Raw genomic sequence first — 17,169 nt, 5'->3', positions numbered from 1 at the left:
CGTCCCCCGACCCCGTACCCGAATCCGGAAAAGCCCGTGCTCTACCAGTTCCTCTTCCACGCCGTACTGCGGCACACCGACGCCGAGACGATCCACCGCCTGAGCTTCGCGGCCCTGCGCGGTCTCGCCGCCGTGCCCGGCGCGGCCGAGGCCGTGCGGCCGGTACGCGCGCCGCGCCGGCGCGGCCTCACCGTGCGCGCGTTCGGCCGGGAGATTCCGGGGCCGGTGGGTCTGGCGGCCGGCTTCGACAAGAACGCCGAGGGCGTCGCCGGACTGACCGCCCTCGGATTCGGCCACGTCGAGGTCGGCACGGTGACCGCCCACCCGCAGCCGGGCAATCCGCGACCGCGACTGTTCCGGCTGACCGCCGACTCCGCGATCGTCAACCGCATGGGGTTCAACAACCACGGCTCCGTCGTGGCGGCCGACCACCTGCGCGCGCTGCGCTCCAGGGGCGGCGGGCACCGCCCCGTGGTGGGTGTGAACATCGGCAAGACCAAGGCGGTGCCCGACGACGAGGCGGCCGACGACTACGCCGCGAGCGCGCGGTGCCTGGCGCCGTTCGCCGACTACCTGGTGGTCAACGTCAGTTCGCCGAACACCCCCGGCCTGCGCGACCTGCAGGCCGTCGAGCGGCTGCGCCCGCTGCTGCTCGCCGTGCGGAGCGCGCTCGACGGCAGCGGGCACCGCACGCTGCCGCTGCTGGTCAAGATCGCCCCGGACCTTGCCGACGGCGACGTCGACGCGGTCGCCGACCTCGCCGTCGAGCTCGGCCTGGACGGTGTCATCGCGACCAACACCACCGTCTCGCGTGCCGGACTGCGCAGTCCGGCCGAGGAGGTCGCCGCGGCCGGGGAGGGCGGCCTCTCCGGCGCTCCGCTGCGCGAACGATCCCTGGAGGTACTGCGTCGGCTGCGCTCCCGTGCCGGCGAGGGGCTGCTGCTGATCGCCGTGGGCGGGATCTCCACGCCCGAGGACGCCTGGGCGCGCATCCGCGCGGGCGCCACCCTCGTGCAGGGCTACACCGGGCTGATCTACGGCGGGCCGCTGTGGCCGCGCCGCATGCACCGCGGCCTGGCACGCCTGGTGCGCTCCTCGGGCTACGCGTCGATCGCCGACGCGGTGGGCGCCGACGTCGCCGAGCAGGAGGAACCGGTCCCCGCTGCTGCGCCGGATTCCCGTCGCTGACCTTGCCCCGGTGGCCGTGCTCGGCGCCGAACACGGCCACCGGAGCAAGCCGGGTGGAGCCGTCAACCCAGCGGGCAGCCGTTCAGCTGGATGCACACGTCGTTGGCCGCCGGATCCATGCTGTAGTACAGCTCGCCGGCTTCGGTGCCGCCGAGCAGGTCGGAGACGGTCACCAGAGCGTAGCCCTGCGCGGCGAAGTGCTCCAGGATCGCGGGCAGGGCGGCGGCCGTGTGCTTCTCCGTGTCGTGCATGAGCACCAGCCCGTTGGGCGGAGTGCGCGCGACGACGTTGGCGACGATCTCCTCGGCGGAGATGCCGGTCCAGTCCCGGGAATCGGTGTCCCAGACGATCTGCGCCTGGCCGTGCTCGGCCGCGACCTCGGCGACCGTGCCGTCGGTGTGGCCGAACGGAGGGCGCAGGATGTCGACCTCGGTACCGGTTTCGCGGCGGATCAGCGCATCCACGGTGGTCAGTTCGGCGTCCAGCTCTGCCCGGCTCAGCTGCGGGAACGACTCGTGGGTGTCGCCGTGGTTGCCGATCCCGTGGCCCTGCGACCACGCGCGGCCCAGTAGCGCGGGCCGGCTGCGGATCGCGTGGCCGGAGAGGAAGAACGTGGCCTCGGCGTCGTACTCGGCCAGCACGTCCAGCACCTCGTCCGTCGGACCGGCGGGTCCGTCGTCGAACGTCAGCGCCACGCAGTTGGTCTCGACGCCGCACGCGTGGTCGCCGCCGCCGGGGCGGGAGCCCGGGACGCGGGGGTCGGCGGGCGGATCCTGGGCGGGCGGGGACTCCACCGAGAACGCGCGCGGATCCATGCGCGAGGCCGCCAGCACGCGCTCGCCCAGCTCCGACAGCAGCGGCCGGGCGTCGCCGGCGGGCACGGCGGCGGCGATCCGCCCCTGGCCGACGGGCGCCGCCCGGCCGGCGTCGAACTCGGCGACGAGGCCGCCGTCGTGGTTGAAGCCGATGGAATCGTAGAGCCGGAAACCGGGATACAGGCCGGCGGCCTCGGCGGCGGTGCCCTTCAGTTCCGCGGCGACGCGCCGGTTCAGCTCGCGCAGCTCGGAGTCGCCGGCCAGCAGCTCGGTGGAGTAGGCGGTGCGCCCGGTGCGGGTGTCGTAGTAGTAGGTGGAGTAGGCATCGTGGCTGCCGCGGTGGTCGGTCTCGGTGCGCGTGAGGCGTACGCCGACCACCCCCTTCCCCGCCGCCGTCAGCTCCCAGTCGACCTCCAGCCGCTCGGCTCGGGGCAGGGCGTCGCGGAAGTCGGCCGCCTCCTGTTCGACGATCGCGGTGAGGCGGTCGGTGAGCGGAAGGGCATCGGGGATCTCGGGCACCGACGCGCGCACGGTGAGCCCGTCGCCGCCGAGGCCGCCGACGCGGGACTCGCCGAGGCCGGTCACGTTCTCGGCCGCGAAGGAGGTGAACTCCGTGGGCGGCGGAGCGGGCAGGGCCAGCGCGTTGCAGCCGGTCGCCGCGGCCAGCGCCGCGGCGCCGATCAGGGACCGGATCCCTCCTGGGGGGCGGAGCCGCCGCGGGGCCGGTTCGGAGCCGCTCGGGGATGGGGACATGCGCCGGGAGGTTCCTTCCACGAGGCGGGGCGCCGCGGCCGAAGGGGCGGGACTCCGCCGGGCCCGCGCGCACCACGGCATCTGCGCAGGTTACGCAGGAAAACGTAGGTCACGCGCGGTGCGGGTAGTACCGCAACCCGGCAACTGTCCACATCAGGCCAATGATCGACACCGGAGGCGACGCCGCACCCCGGCCCGGCGCCCGTGTGCGCCCCGGCCCGCAGGCCCGGCGGCGCACGGGCTCAGCGCGGCGCCAGCGGAAGCGCGGAGTCGAGTTCGGCACCCAGTAGCGGACCGGCCAGGTGGGAGGAGCGGATGCGCACGCCGGTCACCCGGTCGGCCAGCGCCAGCACGCCCTCGCCCGGGTCGCACTCGGGGGCCGTGCCGCCCAAGCCGACGGCGTTCATCGGCCCTTCCAGCGCGTCGGGGCGCGTGCCGCGCCGCACCTGCGGAGTGCGTGCGTCGAAGAAGGTCTGCAGCACGCCGTCGATCACCCAGCGGAACTCGTAGCGGTGGTCCATCAGCACCCGTACCGAGACCAGCTCCGTCTCGGCGGAGAGTGTGCGGTAGCACTCCGGCCGGGTCACCCGGCAGCCGGTGGGCTCGATGATCACCGTCCAGCCGCCGACCGAGAGCGCGTGGACCGTCATCGGGGGGCGGCCTTCGGCGCACAGGGCGGCCTCGACGGCCTCGGCGATGGGCAGCGACCGCAGGTCGCGCTCGGCGACGCCGAGCCGGCCCAGGGCGGCGGTCTTGCCGAGTCCTCGGACGTAGGAGAGGCAGTACGCTTCGGCGAGGTCCGGCTGAGTCTCCCGCAACCAGGCATAGTCGCGGGCTAACGCAACGGCCATCGGAATTCCCTTCACGTCCACGGGGCACGCTGTGGTGGCTGCTCTCGTCGTCGGGAACGACCGCCCTCAACCATCGCGTTCCCCCACGGAAGCCTGTCAAGCGGCCGTTTCAGGACACGGTGGAATGGTTCGGCGGCCCCTGCGCGGGTAACCGGGTATCCGGCGGGGTGTCCCTGCGCCACGGCGCACCAGCCTACGCGCGAACGCGGGGTTCCCCCGCATCGGGGACATCCCGCGTTCGCGCCGTCTTCCCCCCGACGCCTGCCTGCACCGGATTCCGCGGATCCGCTGGTGGCAGCCGCGCGCCGAGGTTACGGACTGGGCGACGGCGAGTCCGGGGACTCCTCCGGCTTGCCCTCGGTGTACTTCTTGCCGGGCTCGGTCTCGCCGAGCAGTTGCGACACCGTGACCATGGTGTAACCCTTGTCGTCCAACCGCTCCAGGATCTCGGGCACGGCCTTGACGGTGGTGCTGTGGATGTCGTGCATCAGCACTATGGAGCCCGGCTGGGCCCGCTGTACGGCCCGGTCGCTGACGATCCCCGCGTCGCGGTCGCGCCAGTCGTAGGTGTCGACGTTCCACAGGATCTGGGCTTGGCCCATCTTCTCGGCGACATCGGCGACGGCGCCGTCGGTGGCGCCGTAGGGCGGGCGCATCAGGTCCATGGTGTAGCCCGTCTCGCGGCGCACCAGCTTGTTGACGGTCGTCAGCTCGTCGGTGACACCGCTCTTCGCGATCGAGGTCAGATCAGGGTGGTGCACCGTGTGGTTGGCCAGTTCGTGGCCCTCGGCGTAGGTGCGGCGCACGGTGTCGGGGTGCTGGCGCACCGGGCCGCCGGTGACGAAGAACGTCGCCTTGGCATCGTGCTTCTCCAGCGCGTTCAGCAGTCGCGGTGTGCGGGCCCCCGGGCCGTCGTCGAAGGTCAGGGCGATGCATTTGGACGAGGGATCGTCGCAGTCGACCTCCCCGGCCGCCGGCGGGTGCATGCCCGGAACGCTGCCCGCCGACTTGCCGCCCTTGGGCGCGCTGGCGGCTTGCTCGATCTCGAACTTCGGTGTGACGACCACCGCCGCCTGCTGTGCCCGCTCGCCCAAGGACGACAGCAGGGGCCGCACCTCGTCCGCGGGCACGACCGCACGGACGCGCCCCTTCCCGGCGGGCGCGACCTGGCCCTCGTCGAACTCCGCCACCAGGTCGCCGTTCGCGTTGAATCCCAGGGAGTCGTACACCTCGGCGATGGGCTGCAGTGACGCGGACCTGACGCCGTCCCGGTCCAAGAGCCGGTCCTCGACCAGGCTGTGCAGCTTCTCCAGCTGCTCCTGGCCGGCCAGCAGTTCGGTGGAGTAGGCGGTGTGGCCGGACTCGGTGTTGTACCAGTAGGTGGAGTGGCGGGTGCGCTCGCCGTCGCCGTCCTTCTCCCGCTGGGTCAGGCGGACCGCCATCACGTTGCCTCGGGCCACGCTGACGTCCCAGTCGACCGAGTACGACTTCGCGTCCGGCTCGGCACCCGCGAAGTCGTGGGCCTCCAGCTTGATGATCTCGGCGAGGCGGTCGGTGAACGGATCGGCGTTGGGGATGCTCGGGTAGGACAGCTCGGCCTCGACCCCGCCCGCCAAGTCCTCGGTGACGGTCTTCTCCTCCAGGCCGGGGATGTGCTTGCTGTCGACGACCGTCAGTTCGTCACGCTCGCCCGTGGCGGGCGTGGACGACGGTGAAGGCGACGCGGACCCGCCCGATGCGGCCGGATCCGCTTCGCCTCCGGTGCAAGCCGTGAGTGCCAGGGCCAGCGCGACCGCCGCCGAAGCGGCGCGGACATCCGCCGACCGGAATCCGGCAGCCTTGGGTGGTCGGGGGCAAAGGGGAGTCATATGCAGGCCAAGGGGGTGGTGCTTCAACTGGTGCGGGTCCTTGTCGGTCTGTGAGAGGGGGCCGGTGACTGTGTCGCCCGGGGAATCCGTGTGGTTCCGCGAATGACATATCAATTCGGACACGGTCCAATCGTCGAGCGTAACCCCATGTCGGAGCGCGCTATGCATGGGATGCGTCAAAATCCGGTCATCAACCGCTCAAGGTCCGGCAATCGGCCGCAGCGGTTCGGCGCGGTGCACGGACGAAGGCGGCGAACCCGGTCGGACCCGCGCGGCCCCAGGCTTCCCGTGCTGCGGATCCGTCCTCGGGCGCTCATGACGGCCTGGTCTATAGTGGCAGTCGCGGTCGGTACACGCACGGTTCGCTGTGCGTGTCGCAAGAGGGAACCCGGTGCGAATCCGGGACTGCCCCGCAGCGGTATGTGGGAACGAAAGCCGCCATCGGCACTGGGCGACGCGCCTGGGAAGCGGCGGCCGGTAGGAGGAGCGGGCCGAACGGTCCGCACCGCGCCCACGAGTCCGAACACCTGCCACCGCCCGCGAGCGCGGACGCGTTCGCGGTGGTCCGTGTGCCTCGCGGGAGGGCCAGGGCGGTGGCGCTTGTGCGCTCGCGCACCCTCCCCCGCGGCCGCGGATCGTCCGGCTTATCGACGAGGGAGAGAACAAGCCATGCGATACGGCCACCCGTTCGAGGGCGGTGCCGCCTGATGACCACGACCGTTCACGGATACCCGCGCATCGGACCCGACCGCGAGCTGAAGCGGGCCGAGGAGTCCCACTGGGCGGGCCGGACCGGCGCCGCCGAACTCGACGCCGTCGCGGCACACCTGCGCCGCGGCGTCTGGGAGTCGCTGCGCGATGCCGGGATCGGCACCGCTCCGTCCAACACGTTCTCCTACTACGACCACGTCCTCGACACCGCGGTCCTGTTCGGGCTCGTGCCCGAGCGCTTCCGCCATATGTTCGAGGCCGCCTCGGACCGCGAATCCGAGCTCGCGGCGTACTTCGCCATGGCGCGCGGCACCGGGGAACTCCAGCCCATGGAGATGACCAAGTGGTTCGACACGAACTACCACTACCTGGTCCCCGAGCTTTCCCCGGCGACACGTCCGCGCCTGGCCGGCGGCAAGCCGCTATCGGAGTACACCCAGGCCAAAGGATTGGGGATCGAGACCCGGCCGGTGCTGGTCGGCCCGCTGACCTTCCTGCTGCTGGCCAAGCCCGCCGCCGACGCGCCCCCGGGGTGGCGGACGCTCGAACTGCTCGACGACCTGCTGGCGGCCTACTCCGAGCTGCTCGCGCAGCTGTCGGCCGCCGGAGCGGCGTCGGTGCAGATCGACGAGCCGATCCTGGCCGCCGACGACGGCCGGGCCGAGCTCGCCTCGCTGGAGTACGCCTACACCCGCTTGGGCGACCTGTCCGAGCGGCCCGAGCTGCTGGTCTCGACCTACTTCGGCGCCATCGGCACCGACGCGCTGGAGGCCCTCAAGCGCACCGGGATCGAGCAGATCGGGTTGGACTTCGTCGCCGGCCCCGAGGGAGTCGGGGAGCTGGCCCGGGTCTCCGGCCTGGGCGACAAGACCCTTGTCGCGGGCATCGTCGACGGCCGCAACGTCTGGCGCGCCGACGTCCCCGGCAAGCTGTCGACCCTGGGCTCCCTGCTGGGCCTGGCCGGCCGCGTCGACGTGAGCACGTCCTGCTCGCTGCTGCACGTGCCGATCGACCTGGACGCCGAGCCGGATATGGACCCGGCGGTGCGCGAGCGCCTGGCGTTCGCGCGGCAGAAGGTCGACGAAGTCGTGCTGCTCGGCCGCGCTCTCACCGAGGGTGACGACGGTGTCGCCGAGGAGCTGCGGGCCGCCCGCTCCGCCGCCCCCGCCTCCTTCACCGACCCCCGGGTGCGCGCCCGGCTGGAGGCGCTGGGCGGCGAGACCACCCGGGTGGGCGACGAGCAGCGCACGGCCGCCGGCAAGGAACCCGTGCTGGCGACCACGACCATCGGCTCGTTCCCGCAGACGCCCGAGGTGCGCGGCGCCCGCGCCGACCACCGGGCCGGACGCATCGGCGAGGCCGAGTACAAGCGCCTGATGCGCGCGGAGATCGACCGCGTCATCGCACTCCAGGAGGACATCGGCCTGGATGTGCTCGTGCACGGCGAGCCCGAGCGCAACGACATGGTGCAGTACTTCGCCGAGCAGCTGGACGGCTACATCACCACCGTCAACGGCTGGGTGCAGTCCTACGGTTCGCGGTGCGTGCGTCCGCCCATCCTCTACGGTGACGTCTCGCGCCCCGAGCCGATGACGGTGGAGTGGATCACCTACGCCCAGTCCCGCACCGACAAGCCGGTCAAGGGCATGCTCACCGGCCCGGTGACCATGCTGGCCTGGTCGTTCGTGCGCGACGACCAGCCGCTGGGCGACACCGCCCGCCAAGTTGCGCTCGCGCTGCGCGACGAGATCGCCGACCTGGAGAAGGAGGGCATCCGCCACATCCAGGTCGACGAGGCTGCCCTGCGCGAGCTGCTTCCGCTGCGCGAGGAGCTGCGCGCGGACTACCTGGCCTGGGCGATCGACTCCTTCCGGCTGGCGACCTCCGGGGCGGCGGCGAGCACCCGCATCCACACGCACATGTGCTACTCGGAGTTCGGCAGGATCGTCGGGGCGATCGAGGCACTCGACGCCGACGTCACCAGCGTGGAGGCCGCCCGCTCGCACATGGAGCTGGTGGACGACCTCGCGTCGAAGGGGTACCGGCGCGGGATCGGGCCGGGTGTCTACGACATCCACTCCCCGCGGGTGCCCTCCGTGCAGGAGATCGAGACGGGGCTGCGCAGCGCGCTGCGTGCGCTCTCGCCCGAGCAGCTGTGGGTCAACCCCGACTGCGGACTGAAGACCCGCGGGTACGCGGAGGTCGAGCCGGCGCTGCGCAACATGGTCGAGGCGGCGCGGCGGGTCCGTACCGAGATCGGCCGCTGACACCGGCGGACCGGGCTCGCTCCGAGGTCCGGGGCCAAAGCGGTCGGGCACCGGCCCCTCCTCGGACCGGCACGGCGGTGCGGGTACCGCGACCGGCGGAGTCCGCGCCGCCGTGCTCGGCACCGCCCGGTCGGCGGTGCGGCGCCGCCCCGCCGGGGCACGCCCGGACCCGCCGCACGGCGGGAGCGGGCGGAGAAAACCGGACACACGAAGGGGGTGCGGCCCGCGGGCCGCACCCCCTTCTCAGCGTGCTCTCACGCGCTCACGGCGCCTGCGCTCAACCGCCGATGGGGGTGAGCGACTCCTTGCCGAAGTCGTGCATCATCGACTCGACGTCGGAGAACTCCAGCGGTGCCGGGGTGTCCTTGTCGGCGTTGAGGCCGGGGGAGAGGGAGTAGCGCACCTCGATGTTCATGTTGCCCTTGCGGATCAGCATGGTGGCCACGGAGTCCTGCGTGTCCAGCACGACCTCGGTGGAGAACACCAGTACCGCCTCGTCGCCGAGGTCGGCCTCCTCCTCGTTGTGGACCTCCAGCTCGCTGTAGCTGTTGCCCTCGTCGGTGGCGTAGTCCACGTTGGACTGGAACTCCTCCTTGGCGCCCTCGACGGAGTCGGAGCCCGCATACGGCGTCGCATACGACACCGACAAGCTGCCGTAGGTGTCGCCCTCGCCGTCGATGTACCAGTTGCAGGTCGAGGACGAGTCGGTGAGGCTCTTACTGCCGTCCTCGACGCCGTGCTCGCCGAGCATGTCCTCCGGGATGGTCGAGCAGGGCTCCTCCGGCAGCGCATACGGGGGGCCGCTGTCCGACGCCTGCTCGGTGCCCTCCGACTCCGTGGGAGTCTCCTCCGGCGTCGACCCGGTCTCCGCGGGATCGGGCGTGGGGTCCGCGACGGGCTGCTGCCCGCCGCCCGGATTGCGCAGGAGGACCACCAGCACCGCGATCACCAGGATCACGATGACGGCGCCGCCGCCGACGACGACGAACAGCCCGGCGTTGCTCTTCTTGGGCGGCGGGTAGCCGCCGCCCGGACCCATCGGGCCGCCCGGGGGCGGCCCGTAGGGCGGCTGGCCGCCGCCGGCGAACATCTGCTGGTCGGCGGGCTGCTGGAAGTGGGGGGCGGGCTGCTGCGGGCCGTAGCCCGGCTGCCCGTAGCCGGGCTGGCCGTACCCGGGCTGGCCGCCGGAGGGGTCGCCGTAGGGACCGGCGGGGTGAGCGCCCGAGGGGTCGCCGTAGGGCCCGCTTTGCGGCTGTTGGGGGTAGGGGGGCTGCTGCGGAGCCTGATAGGGCCCGCTCCCGTACGGCTGGCCGGGTTGGGGCGCTCCCTGCTCGGGGCCCGGCTGGCCGTAGCCGCCGCCGTAGGGCGGCTGCTGCCCGCCCGACCCGCCCTCGCCCTCCGGGTACTGCGGAGGCTGTGTGTAGGGCCCGTTGTCGCTCATGACTCCCCTCGCGCCGGCTGAACTCTTCAGACGCTTCCTGAGACGCGCGTCGGCGCGTTCCCGGTTCCACCCCCGCGGCCGCTTTCGGCGCGTGTGCCCCGGGACTGCTCCGGGGCGGCGGTGGGGGCCGTGCCGATCGCACGGCCCGCTAGCGGCCCCGACCTCTCTGCGGCCGACCGGCGCCGACGCGGGCGGGGGATCGGGGGGCAGGGGCCGGGGATTGGCATCCTAGTCTCCGAGTGTGACGGCAACCCGGCCCCAAGCGGGGACAGTGGGCGCGGATCGTCACCGATTCGTGGTGGGACCGTACTCTTTCGTGTCCTGTACGGTGCGGATACGCCCGCGCCTCGGCGACGGCGGCGCGGCGGCACGGTGCGGCCGCCGGCGGTGGAGGTGTGCCGGGCGGAGGTCGATCGTTGCCCGATCGCAACCGCGGCCGCCGCCGGTACCCGGCGCGCCGCGGAGCGGCGGACTACGGTTGAGGGCGTCGGTTCCCCCGTCCACGGACAGCCCCGAGCCCCTGCGGCCCTGGTGCGGAAAGGCCAGCGATGACCTCCCCCGACCCGACCGGCCCCGCCGAGCCGTCCGCCGTGGAGCCGTCTTCCGGACAGCGGCGCGGCGGCGGGTACGGCGTGCTCGCCTGGACCGTCTTCGTGCTGTCGATCGCCGCTGTGCTGGGCCTGCTCGGCGGCTGCATGTCGGTGCTCTACGCGCCCCTGCTCACCGGAGGCTGAGCGCGGTCGGCGACCGCGGCCGCCGGCACCTAGAACATCGAGATGTGCACGTGGTCGTAGTGGTTCTCGGTGATGCTGCCCCGGTCGGCCATGTCGCGCCAGCCCTCGCCGCCGCGGCGGATGTCCCAGATCTGCTGCCGCCAGATCACGTACATGATGCCCAGCCGGTCGGCGTTGTTCCGCGCCCAGTCGGCGATCGCCTGCCCGCGCTCGCGCTCCTCGGCCGTCGGCATCTGGCCGTTGGCGTTGGTCATGAAGTCGCAGGCGCGGCCCTTGGGGTGCTCGCCGACGACCCAGCCGCCGTTGGGGCGGTAGCAGCCCACGCCGCCGGTCTCGGGGCTCTCGCCGAACTTCTCGATGATCAGCTTGCGCATCTGCTCGGTGCGGGGCGTGATGTTGTAGGGCCCCTGCATCTCCTGGACGGGGTAGTCGGCGATCATCCCCTGGACCTCGGCGCGCCGCTCCTCCAGCTGCTCCAGGTCCTTCTCGACGGCGTCCAGCTTCTCCTCGGCGTTCTGCTGCGCCTTCTCGTCGCGCGCGATGGCCTGTTCGAGCTGGTCCACCTTGTCCTGGTTGGTGTTGGACAGGTGGCCGACCAGTTGGGCCTGGTCGATGATCGCCTGCGGGTCGTCCTCGACGAACATCGCGAGGGCGGGATCGATGCCGCCGCTGGTGTAGCTGGCAACGGCCAGCTTGCGCACCTGCTTCTGGGCGTCCCGGACCTCCTGGCGGGTGTTGTCGGCGCGCTCCTCGGCCGTCTCGGCCGCGTCGATCACGGCCTCCATGTCGCGCAGCTCACCGCGGTATTCGTCACTGAGGGAATCGGAGCGGTCGCGCAGCTCGGACAGGCTGGGGTCGGCGGGCAGGGGGGCGGCCAGGCTGGAGGGCATGCCCACAAGCGAGCAGGAGGCCACGAGCGCGGCGGCCAGCGCGGTGGACGGCCAGCGGCGCCGCCGCTCCTCGGGATCGACGTCGAGGCGGCGGGGGCACGGAGGGTCGGGCGCCCAGAAGTCGGCGAAGTCGCTCGCGCGGTCGGGTCGTTCGGACTCCAACGTGGGTCGCTCCTCAGCTGGCGCGCGCGATGCCGGGCGGGAGCGCGCGCTTCGGGATCGGATGCGTCGGATGCTCGGCGAGCCGCGGAGGTCGGGGCGGGACATGCCGAGCGCCCGCGAACAGGCGGGCGTTTGACTCCACGCAGGCTAGGGTAATTAGTCCGGTTTGCCAATTGATCGCCTGCGCTTGGCCCGGTCGTCGATTCTACGGACCCGAGTGCGCGGTTCACGGCGACATGCCGCGGGCGCTGCGGTCGCCCCTTCGGTTGACAGCGGGTGCCCGAGCGGCGACGCCCCGGTCATGCGTCGGGGCCGGGCCCGTTGTCGCGACTGTTGCCGACCGGTATCGGCCCGCGGCGCCGCTCGGGTCCGGCTCCGCGTGGGCGCGTCCCTCCGGCGCCGCCTGCGAAACACCAGGTCGAACAGCATGTTTCGGGTCCGCTTTCGGGTGCCTGGGTGCGAGTCGGGAGGTACCGGAAGGGTCGCGCGCCACCCTCCTCCGGTAACGGTTGAATTTCTTCGGTGTGTCTGGGCATTGACTGCGCGGGTGTGACCCGTTTCTCTTATGGGAGCGCTCCCAAAAGGGGGTACGGGGACGCGATCTGTTTGGAATCCTCGTGTGACGTAAGGGGTCGCAGATGTTCAAGCGTAGGCGCGGTGCCAATGTGGCCACCGCGATGTTGGGCGGTGGAGCGCTGCTCCTCGCTACCGCGTGCGGCGGCGGAGGCACCGATTCGGAAGGTGGGGGCACGCTCGTCCTGGACACCTTCGGGGTCCCGGGCTACGACGCCCTCATCAAGCAGTTCGAAGAAGAGAACGGCGTCACCATCGAGGAGCGCAACGTCACCGACGTGGCGAACTACACCCAGCAGCTGCAGCAGAACATCGCTGCCGGCAGCGGCGCGGGCGACGTCGTCATGGTCGAGGAGGCGAACGTCGCGCAGTTCTACGCCCAGCCCGACCAGTTCGTGGACCTCAACGACCACGGCGGCGCCGAGCTCGAAGACAACTTCCTGGGCTGGAAGTGGGACCAGGGCCACGGCGCCGACGGTCAGCTGCTGGGCCTGGGCACCGACATCGGCTCGATGGGCATGTGCTACAACGTGCCGCTCTTCGAGCAGGCCGGCCTGCCCACCGAGCCCGCCGAGGTCGCCGATCAGTGGCCCACCTGGGACGACTTCATCTCCACCGGTGAGACGTTCATGGAGGCCGAGACGGGCGCATCCTTCGTCTCGACCATCCAGCCCTACTTCAAGGCGGTGCTGGCCCAGAAGGGCGGCGAGCCCTACCAGAACCGCGAGGGCGACCTGGTCCTGGAGCAGAACGACTCCACCCGTGAGTCCTACGAGACCGTGACGGCGATGGCCGACGCGGGCCTGTCCGGCAGCCTGCCGATCTGGTCGGAGGAGTGGAACGCCGGCATCCAGAACAACTCCTTCGCCACCCTGCCCTGCCCGGCGTGGATGCTCGGCCACATCGAGTCGACCGCGGGCGACGAGGGCAACGGCCAGTGGAACGTCGCCAGCGTCCCCGGAGAGGGCGGCAACTGGGGCGGCTCCTTCCTCTCGGTCCCGTCCCAGGGTGAGAACCAGGAGATGGCCATCAAGCTGGCCAAGTTCCTGACCAGCCCCGACGGCCAGCTCGCCGCCTGGGAGGAGGCCAACGTGCTGCCGTCCAGCCCGTCGGCGCTGGAGGACCCGAAGGTCACCGAGTTCACCCGTCCCTACTTCAACGACGCCCCCGTCGGCGAGATCTACAGCACCACCGCAATGGAGCTGGAGCCCGTTTACTACGGCCCGGACACCCAGGCCATCGACAACGCGTTCACCAGCGCTCTGCAGTCCGTGGAGCAGGGCCAGGCCTCGTCTGACGAGGGCTGGAACACCGTGGTGGAGGAAGCCGGCCGCGCCACCGGCGAAGGCTGACCCTTCCGACCCGGCGGCCCGGCCTCTCCCCTTTCGGTGGTGACCACGTCTGGCTCACCACCAGGCCGGGCCGCCTTTCACGCTGGCAGGGCCCCGCTCCCAACAGCCACCACCCTGCCTCCCACCGCACATTGAAAGGAGCGCGACGTGACCTCCCTGCAGGACGGTGCCCCGCCGTCACCCGCGCCGGGGCCGGCGGACGGTGCCGGCGCCGGCCCTCCCGATTCACGGGAGCGGGCGCGTGCGCGCCGCAGGCAGATGCTGAGCCGCCTCGACGTCCGAGCCTCGCCCTACGCGTTCATCACTCCGTTCTTCCTGCTCTTCGGAGTTTTCGGGCTTTTCCCGCTGCTCTACACCGTCTGGGTGTCCCTGCACGACTGGAGCCTCATCGGCGGCAACGAGGGCTTCGCCGGACTGGACAACTACGTCCGGCTCGTCAGCGACGAGAAGTTCTGGAACGCCCTCTTCAACACCCTGGGCATCTTCACCATCGCGGTCGTCCCGCAGCTGCTCATCGCCCTGATGCTGGCCGACACGCTGAACCGCAGGATCCGCTTCGCCAACGTCTTCCGGATGACGCTGATCCTGCCCTACATCACCTCGATCGCCGCGCTGGCCATCGTCTTCAGCACCATCTTCGGCGGCGAGCAGTTCGGCCTGATCAACCAGTTCCTGACGTCGATCGGCGTCGACCCCGTCAACTGGCGCGGCGACCGCTTCGCCTCCTGGACGGCCGTCGCGGTGATGATCGACTGGCGCTGGACCGGCTACAACGCGCTGATCTACCTCGCCGCCATGCAGTCGATCCCCAAGGACGTCTACGAGGCCGCCGACCTCGACGGCGCCTCGCGCATGCGGCAGTTCGTGCAGATCACCATCCCGCTGCTGCGCCCGACCATCATCTTCACGGTCATCATCTCCACCATCGGTCAGATGCAGCTCTTCACCGAGCCGGTGATCTTCGCTGCCAACCAGTCCTACTCCGGCGGCACGCAGGGGCAGTTCCAGACGGTGATGATGCTGGTCTTCCAGGAGACCTTCGACTACCAGAACTTCGGCTACGCCGCGGCGGTCTCGTGGGTGCTCTTCCTGATCGTGGTGTTCATGGGACTCATCAACGTGTGGCTCACCAGCCGGATCAAGGGGGCGTAATGACTGCCACGACGACTCAGCGGGCCACGCCCTCGGGCGCTCCCCAGCACCGCCGCTCGCCGAGCAGGCGGCGCCCCGGTGGCAGCCTGCGCCGCATGCGCCAGGCCACGCCGCTGACCTACTTCGCGCTGATCATGACGTTCATCCTGTCGGTGTTCCCGCTGTGGTGGATGTTCGTCGTCGCCACGCGGACCACCACGGCCGCGTCCCAGTTCCCGCCCGCCCTCGTGCCCGGCGCCAACTTCTTCCACAACGTCGGTCGGCTGTTCGAGAACTCCTCCGCCAACTTCATGACCGGCCTGATGAACTCGCTCATCGCCTCCACGTCGGTCGCGGTGTCGGTCGTCTTCTTCTGCTCGCTGGCGGGGTTCGCGCTGGCCAAGCTGCAGTTCAAGGGGCGCGCGTTCTTCACCGTCGCCGTCGTCGTCACGATGGCCGTGCCGGTGCAGATCGGCCTGGTCCCGCTGCTGATCCTGATGGACTGGCTGGGCTGGCGCGGCGAACTGCAGTCGGTGATCGTGCCGTTCATGGTCAGCGGGTTCGGCGTGTTCATGATGCGCCAATACGTGCTGCAGACCATCCCCGACGATCTGATGGAGGCGGCCCGCATCGACGGCTGCTCCACCTTCCGGATCTACTGGAGCGTCGTCCTCCCGGCACTCCGGCCGGCCATGGTGGTGCTGGGGCTGCTGACCTTCATGCAGACCTGGAACGAGTTCATCTGGGCGCTGGCGGTGCTGTCGCCGGAGAACCCCACGGTGCAGTTCTCCATCCAGCAGCTCAACGAGTCGGCCTTCTCGCGCGACTTCGCCCTGATGTTCACCGGCGCGACCTTCGCGACTCTCCCTCTGTTGATCATTTTCTTCGTGTTCGGCCGCCAGCTGGTCGGGCGCATCATGGAAGGTGCGATTAAAGCGTGACCCAATCACACGTGTCCACTGTCGCCGATCCGACCGCCGACACCAACAGCGTCACCGACACTGCGGCATCCCCCGAGCCCGGGGTCCGCTTCCCCGAGGCCTTCGTCTGGGGCGCCTCCACCGCGTCGTTCCAGATCGAGGGTGCCACCACCGCCGACGGGCGCGGCCCCAGCATCTGGGACACCTTCTCGGCGACCCCGGGCAAGGTGCTCAACGGCGACACCGGCGATCCGGCCGTCGACCACTACCGGCGCTACGCCGAGGACGTCGACATCATGCAGGACCTGGGTATCGGGGCCTACCGGTTCTCCATCGCCTGGCCGCGGGTCCTCCCCGAGGGCGGCGGAGCGGTCAACCAGGCCGGGCTCGACTTCTACGACCGGCTGCTGGACCGACTGCTGGAGGCCGGCATCACGCCCTGGCCGACGCTCTACCACTGGGACCTGCCCCAGGCCCTGGAGGACCGGGGCGGCTGGCCCGAGCGCGACACCGCCTACCGGTTCGCGGAGTTCGCCCAGGTGCTGCGCGACGCCTTCGGCGACCGCGTGCGCGACTGGACGACGCTCAACGAGCCCTGGTGCGCGGCGTTCCTCGGCTACGCCGACGGCGTGCACGCCCCGGGCCGCCGCGACCCCGCGGCCGCGCTCGCCGCCGCGCACCACCTGCTGCTGGGCCACGGCCTGGCCGCGGCGGTGCTGCGCGAGGGAGACACCGACCGAAAGGTGGGGCTGACGCTCAACCAGACGACGCTGCGGCCCTACACCACCTCGCCGGCCGACGTGGCGGTGGCCCGCCGCGCCGACGGGGTGCGCAACCGCGTCTTCACCGGCCCGCTGTTCCAGGGGCGCTACCCCGCCGACATGGTCGACGACCTCGCCGGCATCAGCGACTTCTCCTTCGTCCGCGACGGCGACCTGGAGCTGGTCTCGGCGCCCCTGGACCACCTGGGCGTCAACTACTACACGCCGCACTGGGTTTCGGCCACCGCCGAGGGCATCGACCCGTCGCGGGTCGAGAGCGGCGGCGACGCCGGCGCCTTCGTCGGTTGCGACGACGTGGTGTTCGTCAGCCAGGGCCTGCCGCGCACCGGCATCGGCTGGGAGATCGACGCCACCGGTATGTACGAGGTCCTGGTGCGGCTGGCGGCCGAGTGCCCGGGGGTGCCTATGTACGTCCATGAGAACGGTGCGGCCTTCGAGGACGAGGTCGGCCCCGACGACCGGGTGCACGACCCCGACCGCGTGGCCTATATCGACGCCCACCTGCGCATCGTGCACGAGGCGCTGAAGGCGGGCGTGCCGATGCACGGGTACTTCGTCTGGTCGCTGCTGGACAATTTCGAGTGGGCGTGGGGCTATTCGCAGCGCTTCGGCGTCGTGCACGTCGACTACGAGACCCAGCGCCGCCGGGTGAAGGACAGCGGCCGCTGGTACTCGGACGTCGTGCGCAAGGGCGGCCTGCCCGGGTAACGGCGGATGGGATGCTGGTAAGG

Annotated in this window: 12 protein-coding genes and 1 riboswitch; of the genes, 7 read left to right on the top strand and 5 right to left on the bottom strand. The window is 71.2% G+C overall.

Going from position 1 to position 17,169, the window contains the following annotated elements:
* Positions 1 to 36: 36 nt before the first annotated feature.
* Positions 37 to 1,188 carry a quinone-dependent dihydroorotate dehydrogenase gene (locus EKD16_RS16505; RefSeq protein WP_131099201.1) on the top strand — a complete coding sequence of 384 codons (1,152 nt, stop codon included), beginning with the start codon at positions 37 to 39 and terminating at the stop codon, positions 1,186 to 1,188.
* Between the two features lie 62 nt (positions 1,189 to 1,250).
* Here the strand turns inward: EKD16_RS16505 and EKD16_RS16500 are convergent, their stop codons facing one another.
* From EKD16_RS16500 to EKD16_RS16490, 3 genes are all read right to left on the bottom strand, one after another.
* Entirely contained in the window at positions 1,251 to 2,756 is a 1,506-nt protein-coding gene (locus tag EKD16_RS16500; RefSeq protein ID WP_131099200.1) for a polysaccharide deacetylase family protein, read from the bottom strand.
* Positions 2,757 to 2,998: 242 nt separating this feature from the next.
* Positions 2,999 to 3,607, bottom strand: coding sequence for a DUF6461 domain-containing protein (locus EKD16_RS16495; protein WP_131099199.1), 609 nt, complete (start codon positions 3,605 to 3,607; stop codon positions 2,999 to 3,001).
* A 311-nt stretch (positions 3,608 to 3,918) separates the two neighbouring features.
* Positions 3,919 to 5,502 (bottom strand): polysaccharide deacetylase family protein, encoded by a 1,584-nt coding sequence (locus EKD16_RS16490; protein WP_242677009.1) that lies wholly within the window; start codon positions 5,500 to 5,502, stop codon positions 3,919 to 3,921.
* A gap of 302 nt (positions 5,503 to 5,804) precedes the next feature.
* Positions 5,805 to 6,024, top strand: a riboswitch (cobalamin riboswitch).
* A gap of 158 nt (positions 6,025 to 6,182) precedes the next feature.
* Here EKD16_RS16490 and metE point away from each other — a divergent pair.
* Entirely contained in the window at positions 6,183 to 8,453 is a 2,271-nt protein-coding gene (gene metE, locus EKD16_RS16485; protein ID WP_131099197.1) for a 5-methyltetrahydropteroyltriglutamate--homocysteine S-methyltransferase, read from the top strand.
* 277 nt (positions 8,454 to 8,730) lie between these two features.
* Here metE and EKD16_RS16480 read toward each other — a convergent pair whose 3' ends face one another.
* Positions 8,731 to 9,894, bottom strand: coding sequence for a hypothetical protein (locus EKD16_RS16480; RefSeq protein ID WP_242677008.1), 1,164 nt, complete (start codon positions 9,892 to 9,894; stop codon positions 8,731 to 8,733).
* Between the two features lie 548 nt (positions 9,895 to 10,442).
* Between EKD16_RS16480 and EKD16_RS16475 the strand changes: the two genes are divergently transcribed.
* A complete protein-coding gene (locus tag EKD16_RS16475) occupies positions 10,443 to 10,628 on the top strand; it encodes a hypothetical protein (RefSeq protein ID WP_131099196.1) in 186 nt (61 codons plus the stop codon).
* 29 nt (positions 10,629 to 10,657) lie between these two features.
* Here EKD16_RS16475 and EKD16_RS16470 read toward each other — a convergent pair whose 3' ends face one another.
* Complete coding sequence (locus EKD16_RS16470) at positions 10,658 to 11,680, bottom strand: coiled-coil domain-containing protein (RefSeq protein WP_131099195.1); 1,023 nt, start codon at positions 11,678 to 11,680, stop codon at positions 10,658 to 10,660.
* Between the two features lie 638 nt (positions 11,681 to 12,318).
* On the opposite strand from EKD16_RS16470, the gene EKD16_RS16465 reads away from it, so the two are divergent.
* From EKD16_RS16465 to EKD16_RS16450, 4 genes are all read left to right on the top strand, one after another.
* A complete protein-coding gene (locus EKD16_RS16465) occupies positions 12,319 to 13,605 on the top strand; it encodes an extracellular solute-binding protein (protein WP_242677007.1) in 1,287 nt (428 codons plus the stop codon).
* 258 nt (positions 13,606 to 13,863) lie between these two features.
* Positions 13,864 to 14,757: a carbohydrate ABC transporter permease gene (locus EKD16_RS16460; protein ID WP_131102669.1), complete on the top strand. Its 894-nt coding sequence runs from the start codon at positions 13,864 to 13,866 to the stop codon at positions 14,755 to 14,757.
* Positions 14,757 to 15,677, top strand: a complete 921-nt coding sequence (locus tag EKD16_RS16455; RefSeq protein WP_131099194.1) for a carbohydrate ABC transporter permease — start codon at positions 14,757 to 14,759, stop codon at positions 15,675 to 15,677. Before EKD16_RS16460 ends, EKD16_RS16455 begins: the two co-directional genes overlap by 1 nt.
* Complete coding sequence (locus EKD16_RS16450) at positions 15,674 to 17,146, top strand: GH1 family beta-glucosidase (RefSeq protein WP_242677006.1); 1,473 nt, start codon at positions 15,674 to 15,676, stop codon at positions 17,144 to 17,146. The genes EKD16_RS16455 and EKD16_RS16450 overlap by 4 nt, the downstream gene beginning before the upstream one ends.
* The last annotated feature ends 23 nt before the right edge of the window (positions 17,147 to 17,169 follow it).

The organism is Streptomonospora litoralis, assembly GCF_004323735.1.
Classification (GTDB): Bacteria; Actinomycetota; Actinomycetes; order Streptosporangiales; family Streptosporangiaceae; genus Streptomonospora; species Streptomonospora litoralis.
Note: the sequence above shows the minus strand (reverse complement) of the source record. Positions and strands in the feature narration are given on the sequence as shown.